Source organism: Aeromonas sp. 603404 (genome assembly GCF_049171775.1).
Taxonomy (GTDB): domain Bacteria; phylum Pseudomonadota; class Gammaproteobacteria; order Enterobacterales; family Aeromonadaceae; genus Aeromonas; species Aeromonas veronii_A.
Map to the genome: position 1 here is coordinate 150,376 of NZ_JAAKPE010000001.1, position 14,152 is coordinate 164,527.

General features: G+C 55.4%; 12 protein-coding genes. 9 read left to right on the top strand and 3 right to left on the bottom strand.

The features are described 5' to 3' along the window. The first annotated feature begins 13 nt into the window (after positions 1–13). Complete coding sequence (gene pbpC / locus G5306_RS00650) at positions 14–2,359, top strand: penicillin-binding protein 1C (protein ID WP_236727557.1); 2,346 nt, start codon at positions 14–16, stop codon at positions 2,357–2,359. A gap of 426 nt (positions 2,360–2,785) precedes the next feature. Here the strand turns inward: pbpC and G5306_RS00655 are convergent, their stop codons facing one another. Then, on the bottom strand, positions 2,786–3,751 hold the full coding sequence (locus G5306_RS00655; protein ID WP_421312065.1) for a hypothetical protein: 966 nt from the start codon (positions 3,749–3,751) through the stop codon (positions 2,786–2,788). Between the two features lie 177 nt (positions 3,752–3,928). On the opposite strand from G5306_RS00655, the gene thiI reads away from it, so the two are divergent. After that, positions 3,929–5,377, top strand: coding sequence for a tRNA uracil 4-sulfurtransferase ThiI (gene thiI, locus G5306_RS00660; protein WP_042053185.1), 1,449 nt, complete (start codon positions 3,929–3,931; stop codon positions 5,375–5,377). A 72-nt stretch (positions 5,378–5,449) separates the two neighbouring features. On the opposite strand, the gene G5306_RS00665 is transcribed toward thiI, so the two are convergent. Further along, a complete protein-coding gene (locus G5306_RS00665) occupies positions 5,450–5,842 on the bottom strand; it encodes a hypothetical protein (protein WP_042053183.1) in 393 nt (130 codons plus the stop codon). Positions 5,843–5,941: 99 nt separating this feature from the next. Continuing rightward, positions 5,942–6,574 carry a trimeric intracellular cation channel family protein gene (locus G5306_RS00670; RefSeq protein WP_129503709.1) on the bottom strand — a complete coding sequence of 211 codons (633 nt, stop codon included), beginning with the start codon at positions 6,572–6,574 and terminating at the stop codon, positions 5,942–5,944. Positions 6,575–6,956: 382 nt separating this feature from the next. On the opposite strand from G5306_RS00670, the gene flaA reads away from it, so the two are divergent. From flaA to G5306_RS00705, 7 genes are all read left to right on the top strand, one after another. Next, entirely contained in the window at positions 6,957–7,868 is a 912-nt protein-coding gene (flaA, locus tag G5306_RS00675; RefSeq protein WP_129503710.1) for a flagellin A, read from the top strand. A gap of 579 nt (positions 7,869–8,447) precedes the next feature. Beyond that, positions 8,448–9,353, top strand: a complete 906-nt coding sequence (gene flaB / locus G5306_RS00680) for a flagellin B (protein ID WP_129503711.1) — start codon at positions 8,448–8,450, stop codon at positions 9,351–9,353. A 33-nt stretch (positions 9,354–9,386) separates the two neighbouring features. Next, complete coding sequence (locus G5306_RS00685; protein ID WP_129503712.1) at positions 9,387–9,827, top strand: flagellar protein FlaG; 441 nt, start codon at positions 9,387–9,389, stop codon at positions 9,825–9,827. 26 nt (positions 9,828–9,853) lie between these two features. After that, entirely contained in the window at positions 9,854–11,272 is a 1,419-nt protein-coding gene (fliD, locus tag G5306_RS00690; protein WP_216954022.1) for a flagellar filament capping protein FliD, read from the top strand. Positions 11,273–11,297: 25 nt separating this feature from the next. After that, complete coding sequence (fliS, locus tag G5306_RS00695) at positions 11,298–11,720, top strand: flagellar export chaperone FliS (protein ID WP_005346697.1); 423 nt, start codon at positions 11,298–11,300, stop codon at positions 11,718–11,720. Then, complete coding sequence (locus tag G5306_RS00700; RefSeq protein WP_129503714.1) at positions 11,717–12,025, top strand: hypothetical protein; 309 nt, start codon at positions 11,717–11,719, stop codon at positions 12,023–12,025. Before fliS ends, G5306_RS00700 begins: the two co-directional genes overlap by 4 nt. A 6-nt stretch (positions 12,026–12,031) precedes the next feature. After that, the gene (locus G5306_RS00705; protein ID WP_421173043.1) at positions 12,032–14,116 is read left to right on the top strand and encodes a 6-hydroxymethylpterin diphosphokinase MptE-like protein; all 2,085 of its coding nucleotides are present in this window, start codon (positions 12,032–12,034) and stop codon (positions 14,114–14,116) included. Positions 14,117–14,152 lie beyond the last annotated feature (36 nt).

Here is a 14,152-nt window from a genome sequence, read left to right on the forward strand (position 1 = left end):
GCAGCGTGGTTGGCTGAAATTGGGTCGCACTGGCCACGCTTGCTGGCGCTGGCTTGGTCGTTTGCCACGCTGGCTGCTCTTCTCGGTGCTGGGCGTTGTCGCACTGCTCCTGTCATTACTGGCGCTGGATCGACTCTTCCCGCCGCCGCCACTCGACCCTGCCTACGCACGGGTGGTGCTCGACATGAAGGGGCGGCCGCTGCGCGCCTTTGCCGATACCAGCGGCGTGTGGCGCTATCCCGTGACCCTGGAGCAGGTCTCCCCCCGCTATATCGAGGCGCTGCTGGGCTACGAGGATCGCTACTTCTGGCGTCATCCCGGGGTCAATCCGGTGGCCATGGTGCGCGGGGTCTGGCAGTGGCTGCGCTATGGGCGGGCTGTATCGGGCGGCTCGACCCTTACCATGCAGGTGGCGCGTCTTATCGAGCCCTACCACAGGAGCGTGCCCGGCAAGCTGCGCCAGATGGCCCGCGCGCTGCAGCTGGAGTGGCACTATGACAAGCGCACCCTGCTCACCGTCTACCTCAATCGGGCGCCGTTTGGCGGCAATCTGGAGGGGGTGCAGGCGGCAAGTTTTGCCTATCTCGGCAAGAGTGCGGCCAAGCTGACCTATGCCGAGGCGGCGTTGTTGGCGGTGTTGCCGCAGGCACCCAGCCGCAACCGGCCGGACCGCCATCCCGAGCGGGCCCGCACCGCCCGTGACAAGGTGATGCAGCGACTGGTAGCGCAGGGCGTCTGGCCCGAACAGGCGTGGCTGGAGGGACGCATCGAGCCGGTGCTGGCCCGCGGTCACTTCACGCCAATGGAGGCGCCGCTCTTTGCCCGCCTTGCCGCCGATAATCAGGCCGGGGCGCTGGTGCACACCACCATAGACGGCGATCTGCAGCGCTGGCTGGAGGGGCGGGTGGCGAGCTATATCCGTCGCTTCCCCGAGCAGACCTCAGCGGCGTTGCTGTTGGTAGATAACAAAACCATGGCGGTGCGCGCCTATGTGGGCAGCGCCGAGTATGGCAATCTGCGTCGCCACGGTTACCTCGACATGGTGCAGGCGATCCGCTCCCCCGGCTCTACCCTCAAGCCCTTCATCTACGGTTTGGCGATGGACGAGGGGCTGGTGCATTCGGCCTCCTTGCTCTCCGATGCGCCAAGGCTGGGCTCGGAGTACCGCCCCGCCAACTTTTCCGGTGCCTTTCAGGGGCCGGTGACCCTGGCCCAGGCGCTGCAGCAATCCCTCAACGTGCCGGCGGTGCAGGTGCTGGAGGCGCTGGGGCCGGACAAACTGGTCAGCCGCCTCGACAACGCCGGGGTGAGACTGGCGCTCTCCGACAAACCCAATCCTGCCATCGCGCTGGGGGCGGCGGGCATTCGGCTCGAACAGCTGGTGGCGCTCTACAGCTCGCTGACCCGGCAGGGGCAGGTGGCGATGCCGGTCTGGCTGGCGGGGCAGCAGGCGGTGTCACGCCCCTTGCTGAGCCCGGGCGCGGCCTGGATCATCTGGCAGATATTGAGTGCCCAGGGGCGCGCGGATCAGCCCTTTGCCAGTGAGGCGACCGGCCGGGTTAACCGACTGGCCTGGAAGACCGGCACCAGCTACGGCTATCGCGACAGCTGGGCCATGGGGGTCTCCGGTCGCTGGACTATCGGCATCTGGCTTGGGCGCCCCGACGGCACCCCTTTGCCCGGTTTTTACGGCCAGAGCGCAGCGGTGCCGCTGCTGCTCTCGGTCTACTCACGGCTGGCTGACAACAGCTCTCTGCCGGCACAACCCAACACGGTGAGCGAAGCCGAGATCTGCTGGCCGCTGGGGCGCAAAATGAGCTCGACCCTGCCTGAGGCCTGCTTGCAGCGTCAGAGCGCCTGGTTGCTGGAAGAGCGCGATCCCCCCACCTTGCCGGATCCCATGGATTGGCCCTCGCCGCTGCGTCAAGTTGCATTGACCGCCGCGGGCAAGCCGACTCTGACCCGTTGCCCCGATGCGGCACAATCCGGTTTTCGGGCGCTCTGGCCATTGTCGCTGGAGCCGTGGCGGTCCCCCGGTGAGCGGCGGCAGTCGCTGCTCGCCAGCAGTTGTGCAGGGGAGGGGCAGAGCGCCGAGCTGCAGGCCCCCATTCGCATCGTGGCGCTGGGGGAGGGCAACCTTATCCGCAGCCAGCGCTATCGGTTGCAGCCCAAGGTGCTGGGCGGTGTCGGCAAGTCGGCCTGGTTTCTCAACGGCCAGCGACTGCGCTGGGACGGGGATCAGGTGCTGAGTGTGGCGGGTCGTTATCAGCTGGTGGTGGTGGATGAAGCGGGCAACAGCGATCGTATCGAGTTTCGCGTGGTGCATCCTGACAGTGATGCCGGCACCATCACCCGTTGATCGTTTTGCCGACAGCCATTGAGGTGAATGTAATTAACTATTTGAAATGCATCAATATTTGATTGGATGAATTAATTTGTGAATAATTACGAGTTCATTCAAATCCAATCGGGAGTTCTCTTTTGCTGCGTGTTCTGTGTCCCTTGCTGGTGCTGATGAGTTCGGGTTGTGCCACAACCAATCATGGTGATCACCATGTTTCTCCTGAACGTACCGGGTTCTATTCACCTTTCGAACCTGCTTCCGATAGTTTTGCGCGTTGCTATCAGAAACAGTTTGCCTGTACCCCTGCCAATATCCGCCGTGACAGGGCGATGGAGGCGCGCAGGCAGGCGCAAGAGCAGGCCAATCACCGGGGTGATGATTGGTAGGCCGCAGAAAACGAGAGGGGTTGGTAGATGCCAACCCCTTTTTCATTCCATCGGTTCAGCCCAGGTGGCGCAGATGGCCGAGCCGGGTGAAGAAGTGCTGGCTCTTGCGCTGGTGAAAGTGGCTCTTCTTGATGGGATGGAAGATAAGGTTGCTTTCGGGGTGGCTCGCTTTTAACTGGTGGAGCATGGCTACGGCGGGCAGGCTGGTGCTGACCAGGGTGGTGAGTGGTATGCTGAGGGTCTCGGGCCCCAGCAGTTGATTGAGCCCTTGCTGAGCCTGCTCAAAGCGGGTCAGGGCCGCCGGGTCGGCATAGCCGCTACCCAGCATGGCGAGCAGGTTGTCGATGGCCAGATGAAATTCGGCCAGCTGTTGGCGAAAGCCGCTGCGCCCGCGCAGGGCAATCAGCTCTGCAAACGAAATGTCGGCCAGGTGAGTGGGCACTTGCAAAGGGATCTCGAGGTGGAAGCAATCCTGACCACCGCGATTGTGGTAGCGGGATTCGAGCAGGTGGAGCAGGCGGTCGAGATAGTCGTGATCGGTAATAAGCGCCCCGTCATTGGCGAGTGCCCACTCACGGGCGAGACGCATGGAGAGCAGATTGGCAAAGCGCCGCGCCATTCTGATCCCCCCCTCATCCCGGGTCGCAAAGCCGTGAGTCAGGCAAAAGCCGTGCAGTCGCTCCAGTCCCGCCTGATCCGGGCAAAAGCAGTCGTGGTTGGCCTCCTGACGCCAGCGACCAATCAGCTCCTTGTTGCCAAATACCTTGTGGCGGACGAAATCGGGGGCCACCAGGCCGCTTATCTGGCTCTCCAATTGCGGGGTAATGGCGGCAAAAAAGGCTGCATCGGGCCGCTCGGCCAGCAGATCGGTCTGCTGTTGAAGGGTATCGAGCAGGGCGGTGAGACCGCTCTTTTCGCTGACGGTGAAGACAAAGGCAAGCCGCTCCAGATAGAGCAGGGCAAATTTGAGCCAGAGCTCGTCGCGTACCTCCATGCCGGGGTAGTAGATATAGGTCTTCATCGGATCAGTCTGTTGTCAAAAATCTGGCGAGGCGCAGGGTCGGGAATATACGCAAGATTGCGGTCGCGCGGCAAACACTGCGTGGGGTAATGTGAGCAAACGCTCATCCAGTAGGCGCTGGCCACAAAGTTCTGATATAATTCGCGCCCTTAAATCAAGGTCACCCGAGTCATTACCATGAAGTTCATTATCAAGCTGTTCCCGGAAATCACCATCAAGAGCAAGTCGGTTCGCCAGCGCTTTATCAAGATCCTGCAGGGCAATATCCGCAATGTCCTGCGCCGCTTCGACGACGATGCCCGCGTACGGATGGATTGGGACAAGCTGATCGTGAGCTCCCGCAATGACCAGTTCCGCGAGCAGGCAATCGAAGCCCTGGCCTGCATTCCCGGCATTCAGGCCTTCCTCGAGGTACAAGCCAGCAAGTTTACCGATCTGCACGACATCTTCGAGCAGGTGAAAGCCGTGTGGGGCGACCAGCTCAAGGGCAAAACCTTCTGCGTGCGCGCCAAGCGCCACGGCAAGCACGAGTTCTCCTCTCTCGAGATTGAGCGCTATGTGGGCGGTGGACTGAACCAGCACTGCGAAAGCAATGGTGTGCGCCTCAAGAACCCGGATGTGAAGATCAACCTCGAGATCGACGGCGAAGAGCTCTTTATTGTCAGCGCCATCCATCAGGGCCTGAGCGGCATGCCCATCGCGACCCAGGAAGATGTGCTGAGCCTGCTCTCCGGCGGTTTTGACTCCGGCGTGGCATCGTTCCAGTTCATCAAGCGCGGCTGCCGCGTGCACTACTGCTTCTTCAATCTGGGCGGTGCTGCCCACGAAATCGGCGTCAAGCAGGTGGCCTACCACCTGTGGAACCGTTTCGGCTCCTCCCACCGGGTACGTTTCACCGCTGTGGACTTCGAGCCGGTGGTTGCCGAGATCCTCGAGAAGATCGACAACGGTCAGATGGGCGTGGTGCTCAAGCGGATGATGATGCGTGCTGCCGCCAAGGTGGCCGATGAGTTCCAGATCCCGGCGCTGGTGACCGGCGAGTGTGTGGGTCAGGTATCCAGCCAGACTCTCACCAACCTGAACGTGATCGACCGGGTCACCGACAAGGTGATCCTGCGCCCGCTTATCACTTGGGACAAGCCGGATATCATCAGTGAAGCCCGCCGCATCGGCACCCTGGAGTTCGCCGAGACCATGCCGGAGTATTGTGGGGTCATCTCCAAAAAGCCGACTGTGAAGGCCGAGCTCTCCCGCATTGAAGAAGAAGAGGCCAATTTTGACTTCTCCATTCTGGACAAGGTGGTCTCCGAGGCCCGTTACCTCGATATCCGTCGTATCGGTGAAGAGACTGCCGCTGAAGTGCAAGAGGTGGAAACCACCCAGGTGCTGGGCGCTGACGAGGTGATCCTGGATATCCGCTCTGCCGACGAACACGACGAGAAGCCGCTGGTGGTGGAAGGTCGTGAAGTACTGCATATCCCCTTCTTCAAGCTGGCCACCGCCTTTGGCGATCTGCCCAAAGAGAAGACCTACCTGCTCTACTGCGATCGCGGCGTGATGAGCAAGCTGCAGGCGCTTTACCTGAAAGAGAAAGGCTTTGCCAACGTCAAAGTTTACCGTCCGTAATTTGACGCTCAATCTCCCATAAAAAATCCGGCCAATGTGCCGGATTTTTGTTTTATAGCTCGGAGCTTGGATTTATGGACAGGGAACGGGAGTGAAGGAGTGCTCCCCCAGGCAACGCCAACCCATTTCCGCTCCCCTCATTTGCCAAAGGTTATCGCTGCGATAGAGAGTCAGGATATAGAGCATGTCGTTCTTGCTGCCATCGAGGGCAACCGAGAGTACCAGATCATTATCCAGTTGCTGTGCATGGATGCGACTGGGGATGTCGCTATGACCGACAAAACGAAGTGCTACCTCACGGTAGTCATTGACCCATTTCTGATGTAGCTCGTTCGCCTGACGTATCTGCTGGTTGAACTGCTGCACTGGCGCCGATGCCAGTCGTCCAAAAACGGCTTGTGCTTCGGCATGTGCTGCTGTCACGTTCGCAAGGAGGAGAGTGGTAAGCATACCGATTTTGTGCATGAGAATATCCGGCTAACAACGACTGCTTCTATGACAACAGAAAAGCCCATTTGGTTCAACGCACAACCCACAGAGCCATATTCCACTGCGGGCGTGCTTTCAGTTGCGTTGCAGCGAGAAGGTTGGTAGCGACAGGTGCCAGTAGATAGCAGCTACCCGCAAACCGAACACTGCTGTCATACAGATGAGCATGGCGGTTACTCTGTCCATGTTCGCCTCCAGTGCCAGGGTGTAGAGGATTCCGCCCAAAATGCAGGCTGTTGCATAGATCTCTTTTTGCAACACCATAGGCACTTCCCTGGCCAGTACATCACGGATCATGCCGCCTGCTACCCCTGTCATGGTCCCCATCAGCACGGCGATCAGTCCCGGGGTACCGAAGTTGAGGGCTTTTTGCGCCCCAATCACCGTAAAGAGGGCCAACCCGAAGGCATCCGCGACGGGCAGTACATACCAGGGCATTCTGCGGGGCAGTTTGACCATCCACATCCCGATCAGCGCCGTTGCAATGACCACCCAGATATAGAGAGGATCGCGAACCCAGAACACCGGGGTTGCTCCTAGGATCATGTCGCGGATGGTACCACCGCCGATGGCGGTGACTGCCGCCAAAACCATGACGCCAAATCCGTCCATTCTGAGCCGGCCCGCCACCAGAACCCCTGAAAACGCGAATACCGCAGTACCAAACATATCGCTGATGTAAACAATCTGCTCAACCAGTGTCTGCATGGAAAACAACTCACGCCAAATTGTTGATGGGGCCGCGATTTTAGGGGCTGGAGAGCCCAATCGCCAACTGTGCTCGACAAAATTGAGAGTCGACACCGCTTTTTTCTCGCATCATGGACGAGGAGGGGCTCGAGTGTGCCTGTTTACCTCCTTGTTGGAGGAGGGGCGCGATGAGTTTCTGCCACGTTTTAGTGGGCGTTTTTTTCCTTAAGTTTATCCCCGACCTGTCGATATATAGGGTAAGCGGCGTTAACGTGATGAAGCGTTGAAAAAAATGCTAAAGACATCGAAAAACGGGCCGTTAAATAAGACGCATCGGGCACAGAAAATAATAAAGCCAGAGCAAATAGAAGAGTAAATTTAATAGCTTAGGAGAATAGTCATGGGCCTTTATATCAACACTAACGTTTCATCACTCAACGCTCAGCGTAACCTGATGAACACGACCAAATCACTGGATACATCCTACACTCGACTGGCATCCGGTCTGCGTATCAACAGCGCCAAAGACGATGCCGCCGGCCTGCAAATTGCCAACCGTTTGACCTCCCAGATCAACGGTCTGGATCAAGGTAATCGTAATGCCAATGACGGTATCTCTGTTGCCCAAACTGCCGAAGGGGCAATGGATGAAATTACTTCCATGCTGCAACGGATGCGTACGCTGGCTCAACAGTCAGCCAACGGCTCCAACAACACAGATGACCGTACCGCGCTGCAGCAAGAGTACACTCAGCTGATGACTGAGATCGACCGGGTAGCCAAAGATACCACCTTCGGTGGCCAGAACCTGCTCAATGGCGGCTATGTGGGCACCTTCCAGGTGGGGGCAGACGCAGGGCAGACCATCACCTTCCGGATGACGACCGCCTTTACTATCTCGGGCATGGCCTCTGCCACCAGTGGTAGTGCGACAGTGGCAACCACGACCTCGGGCGAGCCGTATAACATCACGAAGACAGCAGGAACGCCGGTCACATCTACCAGTATGTCGACCATTACAGCTGCAAGCTCGGCCCAGTCGGCTATGGCCAACCTGGATTACATGATAAAGGTGGTGGACAGCAAGCGTGCTGAATTGGGGGCGGTACAAAACCGGTTTGACTCGACCATTCGCAACCAGGCGAACGTCTCCGAAAACGTTAGTGCTGCACGCTCACGTATCCGTGATGCAGACTTCGCCACCGAGACTGCAAACTTGACCAAGCAGAATATCTTGCAACAGGCCGCATCAACCATACTGGCCCAGGCGAACCAGCGCCCCCAGTCAGCTCTTTCGCTGCTGCAAGGCTAACAAAAGAAAACAGGGCGGTTGTTCAGGCCGCCCTGGTCAAGAGATGGAACAAAGGGGTGTTCGGTTCGCACTCTGTTCTATCGGGAGAGATATAATTCTCTACTAGTAATGCCAAGTGTTGTCCAGCTGTTCAGTTCTGTCACGCTTGGTCATATTCTCCTGAGCATATGCTCATCTTTAGGCCGGTTTACCGGCCTCTTTTTATTGTGTCGTCAAATCGACGTCACTCTACCCAATCTAAGCACAAACCGTGCCACAAAAATAATCCTGTTACACCATCTTGCAACCCCTCTATTACGTCTTGCACTATGTTTGCCATCTGGCTTTCCTTGCCATGTACCGGAGAAAAATTGCCGCGTTAGGCAACAATTTTCCTAAAGCTTGCCTCTGCACTGCCGTTAAACAAGGTGAAGCAATCGAGGGGTGTTCGGAATCCAACGTTTGCACTACTGCGGGTGACCTGTCCGTTCAAACAGACACCCGCCAGAAGACTCAGGCTCGTTCAACCTGTTCTTCTAACGGTGGGACGCCGCTTTGACGGCGCAACCCGCAGTCGCATGTTCTTCGGGAGAATATTTTATGGCCATGTATATCAACACGAATACTTCATCACTGAACGCCCAGCGTAACCTGATGAATACCAACAAGTCTCTGGATACCTCTTACACCAGACTGGCATCGGGACTTCGTATCAACACTGCCAAAGATGATGCTGCCGGTTTGCAGATCTCCAACCGTTTGACTTCCCAGATCAACGGTTTGGATCAAGGTAACCGCAACGCCAACGATGGTATCTCGGTTGCTCAAACGGCTGAAGGGGCCATGGATGAAGTGACCAGTATGCTGCAGCGTATGCGCACGCTGGCACAGCAATCTGCTAACGGTTCCAACAACACCGATGACCGTACTGCATTGCAGCAAGAGTTTGACCAACTGACTACAGAGATCAACCGTATCTCCAACGACACCACTTTCGGTGGCCAGAAGCTGCTGGATGGCAACTACAAGGGGTCGTTCCAGGTGGGGGCGGATGCTGGTCAGACTATCACCTTCAAGATGACTTCCGCCTTTACCATCAGTGGGATTGCGGCATCAACCAAGGGAAGCGCGACCGTTGCTACCAGTGCCTCTGGCGAGCCCTATACCGTGACCAAGGGAACATCTGCAGTAACCTCTACCAGCGTCAGCAGCATCAGCTCTGCCAGTGCCGCCCAGCTGGCCATGGCCAACCTTGATTTCATGATCAAGGCGGTCGACAGCAAGCGGGCAGAGCTGGGTGCGGTGCAGAACCGGTTTGACTCCACCATTCGCAACCAGTCCAACGTCTCTGAAAACCTGAGCGCAGCACGTTCTCGTATCCGTGACGCAGACTTTGCAACCGAGACCGCTAATCTGACCAAGCAGAACATTCTGCAACAGGCTGCTTCCAGCATCCTGGCTCAAGCCAACCAAAGACCGCAATCAGCCCTGTCCCTGCTGGGTTAACAGGCTGTGATGAGATAAAAAAGGAGCGACGATATGGCCAATGAAATTGGAATTCCGTCATCGGTCACTCCTTCTTCTCTTCAGTCAAGTAGCAAGAGCGGCCAGTCGGCCGCTCAAGTGCTATCTGGCACAGCAGAAGAGCAGCGGGGGACGGCAAAGGACATGGAAAAGCAACAGGGGCTGCCTGAGCAGGAGAGGGCTGGCAAGCCGAAGATTTCAGACAAGGAAATTGAGAAAGGGGTACAAAACTTGCAAGAGTTCAGCCAGTTGCAAGGATGGACCGTCAATTTCAGTGTTGAAAAGGAACTGGAGCAGGTTGTTATCAAGGTAATGGATGCCGATACCAAATCAATGATCCGTCAGATACCAAGCGAAGAGTTGCTGGCTATCAGCAAACGAATCCAGGCTCTGCGCGAAGGTGATGTGATTGGCGGTGGCTCTCGAGTCGGGTTATTGCTTGATAAAGAGATTTAATAGTTACGTTTGCGAGGAGAGTGAGTATGGCCACAATTACGTCTGCTGGTGCGGGCTCTGGACTGGACTTGGAGTCTGTCATTGCTGCAAGTGTTGATGCCAAGAAGGCGCAGCTGTTGCAGCCAATTACCACCAAAAAGACCAACGCCCAGATCACTCTCTCAGGGGTAGGCCAGCTGAAGTCAGCGATCGCGACTTTTGTCACCACTCTGCAGGCTATGTCAAAGGATGACGCGTTTAACAAACGTGCGATAAACATCACCCAGGATAAAGATAATCCGGTTCTCAAGGTGGAGAGCAAGAGTGGCGCTTCCAACGGGCAATATGACATCAGTGTCGAAAAATTGGCGAAGACCAGCAAATTTGAAGGTAGTTTCGCCTCTTCGACCACGCCCATGATCACTCAAGATGGCACCCTGACATTCAAGGCAGGTGACAAGACCTTTGATGTGGATGTTAAAGCAGGGGATTCACTCCAGTCCATTCGCAAGCGGATCAACAATGATAGTGACAACTTTGGTCTTAGCGTCAATATCATGAATACCTCCGATGGCAAGGCGGCCCTTGTGATTGACTCCGGTGTCAGTGGAACAGGTAAAGATCTGCAGATAACCGGCAGTACACCTGAACTGACTGACAATTTCATCTCCAAGCTGACCCAGAAGCAACAAGCCCGTGATGCCGAGATAAGCGTGGATGGCAATAAATTGACCAGTGCGACCAACACCTTTGATGGCACCATTGTGGGTCTCAAGATTACGGTGTTGAAAGAGTCGGAGAGCACCACTACCACGAACCCGAGTGATGGTACCGTGACGACCACTTACAAGCCAAACAGAGTGGATGTGACGACAGACAAGGCTGGCATCAAGACCATGGTGCAGAGCTTCATCGATGGCTATAACGCTCTGGTGAAGAAGAGCACCGATCTGGGCAAACGCAGCTCTATCGTGGCCGGTGTCAGCCAGAATGATGGTGGAGCCCTGGCGGGGGATGCGACGACCAAGGCTGTGACCAACCTGATGAGTGGCACCGTCACCGAGCCTTCTAACAACTCTTCGACCTTCTCTACCATCTTTCAGTTGGGGGTCAAGATGGACAACAAGGGAGTGCTCTCACTTGATTCGACGAAATTCGATGAAGCGGTCGAGAAGAACTTCGACCAGGTAGTGGCTGTATTTGGTGGCAAGGACGGTGTTGCTGGCAAGTTGGCCAGCCAGCTTGAGACCTACTCCAAGACAGGGGGACTGCTTGCCAAGCGGGAAGAGACACTCAATTCTGATCTGCGTGATGTCAACCGCAAACAAGCAGATGTCGCGGCGCAGCTCACCAAGTATGAAGAGACGTTGAGGGCACGCTACGGCAGTCTGGATACCTTGCTGGCCAAGATGAACAAATCTGCCTCCTATCTCAACCTGCTCAATACCAACAACAAAACCAGTTAATTTGTAGTCAGGAGCTGAGTCTCGTATGTATCGAAAAACGATCAAGGCCTATACAACCCAGAGTTTGCAGTCTGAGCTGGCAGTGGCGGATCCCTATCGCGTGATCCAGTTATTGATGCAAGGGTGTCTCGAACGTCTCGCTCAGGCTCGCGGTGCAGTCGAGCGTCGCGATTTCGAGGGTAAGTCCCAATCTATCTCCAAGACGCTGGCCATTATCAATGGTCTGCAAGATTCACTTGATCTCTCTTATGGCAAGGTCCCCGAAGACCTGTTCGCACTTTATGACTATATGAAAGTGCGCATGATGGATGCCAGCCGTGACATGGATGTAGGCGCCATTGATGAAGTGATGAACCTGATGCTGACGGTCAAGAGCGGTTGGGATGCCATCCCTGTCGATGAGCGAGACAAGGCGCTGGCACAGCAAAAGGTAGGCAGACCGGCATGAATGAGGTCAATAGTACTTCTGTGTCTGCCTTGATGAGACAGGGCGAGCAGTTGCAGTCTCTACTGGTGCAAGGTGAGCTGGTTGCAGCAGAACAGCTGGCTGAACTTTATCTGCATGCTCTGGAAGAGGTATTCGGGTCACTGCCTTGGGGAGAGACTCTCAATGTGGAACAGCGGCAGGCACTGATGCAGTTCCAGCTTATTTATGATTGGGTGGGTCAGGAAAAGCAGCAGGCTGAAGCACAATTACGACAATTCTCCCAGGCCGGACGTGCATCCGGTCTTTACAAGCTGAATGCAGGTTAGTCTGACATGGATATCCATCACAAGATTCATGATGTAGAAAGTGAACTGGCACGCCTGGCTCTGCAAAAGCAGCAGGAGGCCGCCATGCTGGAAGTACTCCCCGTTCGTTATGAACTCAATATGGCTGCGTTTGCCAAATACATGCCCGCCATTCATGACTTTTTCAAGGAGTACCAGCCTGCCAGGCCTTTTCGTTTCTTCTGTAATGAAAACGGCGTTCCCAATATTCTGTGGCTCGACGAGGGTATCTCGCTTTATGGGGATGATCCATTTAGCGAGGTTCAGTCGCAGATTGCCGAGGTCATTGAACACAGTGTCTTGCAGTGCATCGATTTTGTGCCCCAGTGGTATATCGATGGCCAAATCCATATCAAATACAACAATGAAATCTCCAAATTAAAAGAGAAGTCAGCTCTGGAAGGGTTGCGTCTAAAGGCAGCATTACATACCGATATTCCTCTGGCACTGATGTATGGCATTGGTTTGGGCTACCAGCTCGGTTGCTTGTATGAACAGTGCAAGATCAAGAATCTGTTTGCTTTCGAGCCTGATCTTGACATGTTTTACGCCTCGCTCTTCTGTTTTGATTGGCATCAGCTGCTCGCCTACATGGAGGAGGAGTCGATCAGTCTGCACCTCTTTATCGGTGTTGACGAGCGATTGCTGGTCGCTGACATGATGGAGGCGCTGCATCGCAAGGGGGCATTCTGGTCGGCAAGCTATTTCTCGTTTTGTCATTACCATTCCCCCAAGCTGCACGCCTTGATAACACAGGTGGAAAGGGAGTTCTATCTGCTCAAAACGGGGTGGGGGTTCTTTGATGACAACATCTATGCACTTGCCCATAGCCACACCCATCTGCAAGACGGCACCCCCTTTCTGAAACGGTGGCGCGATAGCCGTGCCTTCGAGCAGATCCCTGTCTTTGTGGTTGGCAATGGCCCCTCGCTGGATCAGAGCATCGAGTTCATCCGGCAGCATCAGCAGCAGGCAATCATTATCGCCTGCGGTACTGCGGTCAGTGCACTCTACAAAGCTGGCGTAAAACCGGATATCTACGTTGCAGTGGAGCGCACCAAGAGCTCAGCCGATTTTCTGAGCATTCTCAATGCCGATGACTTTATCAAGGACACCGTGTTTCTGAGCGTTGATGTCATTCACCCTGAATGCAAGCGCTTCTTTCGTAAAACAGGGTTGGCGTTCAAGCCCAACGAGCCGATGTTCTCCATGCTGATTAGCGCGTTTGGTCAGGCATTTGAGTACGATACCATTGAATTTTCCAACCCGTTCGTCGGCAATACCGGCCTCAATTATGCGGCCTTGCTTGGTTTCAAGCAGGTGTATTTGTTTGGTATCGACAATGGCTATAAAACAGCCGGACAGCATCACTCCAGCCTGAGTCTCTATTACAACGACAAGCAAGAGGCGAAATACGAGGAAAATTTAAAGGATACTTTCCCGGCACCGGGTAACTTTGGCGACGAAGTGCGTATCAATCATCTGTTTGGGCTAGCCATTCACAATATGGCCAGTGTATTGCGTGATTATCCCGAGATGCAGTGCGTCAACAGTAGTGACGGCGCTTATATAGAAGGGGCAATCCCTCGTCGTGTTGAATCGTTGCAACCTGAATGGCCGGTACTCGACAAAATCCCGCTCATGGATGAAGTGATGGCCACTTGTTTCCAGTCCTTTGACATGAGCAGCGTTGATTTCGCTGCTGCATTGCAGGTGCCGCTGTTCGTTGAGCTGGTAGACAAGTTGCGCGATGACTGGCGCCAGGTAGCCTGTGAACACAATGCGGTATTGGCCATGATGCAACGCCATCACGACTATCTGCTCTATCTGCTGATGAGCCGCGAATCACATCTCTATCGTGTGTTGATTGGTTCAATTAACTATTTCTACGCCAATATCATCAGCCTAATGATGGCGCAGGTGACAGCAGAACCCGAGGTGCTGGCGGGCAAGATAAAAGAGGCGCAGGCAATTCTGGAGTTATTCTTCGAGGATAGCAAAGTGATGTATGCCGATGCGTTCGATGGCCATGATACCACCTATTTTACCGGCCTGGATGTGTTCAAGCGCTAGTCCTTGAATCGGATGGGGATGACTCTGTTCATCTCC

Coding starts and splice junctions, on each gene's coding strand:
- G5306_RS00655 (WP_421312065.1), bottom strand. CDS start 3,751: ATGAAGACCTATATCTACTACCCCGGCATGGAGGTACGCGACGAGCTC.
- G5306_RS00665 (WP_042053183.1), bottom strand. CDS start 5,842: ATGCACAAAATCGGTATGCTTACCACTCTCCTCCTTGCGAACGTGACA.
- flaA (WP_129503710.1), top strand. CDS start 6,957: ATGGGCCTTTATATCAACACTAACGTTTCATCACTCAACGCTCAGCGT.
- fliD (WP_216954022.1), top strand. CDS start 9,854: ATGGCCACAATTACGTCTGCTGGTGCGGGCTCTGGACTGGACTTGGAG.
- G5306_RS00670 (WP_129503709.1), bottom strand. CDS start 6,574: ATGCAGACACTGGTTGAGCAGATTGTTTACATCAGCGATATGTTTGGT.
- flaB (WP_129503711.1), top strand. CDS start 8,448: ATGGCCATGTATATCAACACGAATACTTCATCACTGAACGCCCAGCGT.
- fliS (WP_005346697.1), top strand. CDS start 11,298: ATGTATCGAAAAACGATCAAGGCCTATACAACCCAGAGTTTGCAGTCT.
- G5306_RS00685 (WP_129503712.1), top strand. CDS start 9,387: ATGGCCAATGAAATTGGAATTCCGTCATCGGTCACTCCTTCTTCTCTT.
- G5306_RS00705 (WP_421173043.1), top strand. CDS start 12,032: ATGGATATCCATCACAAGATTCATGATGTAGAAAGTGAACTGGCACGC.
- G5306_RS00700 (WP_129503714.1), top strand. CDS start 11,717: ATGAATGAGGTCAATAGTACTTCTGTGTCTGCCTTGATGAGACAGGGC.
- thiI (WP_042053185.1), top strand. CDS start 3,929: ATGAAGTTCATTATCAAGCTGTTCCCGGAAATCACCATCAAGAGCAAG.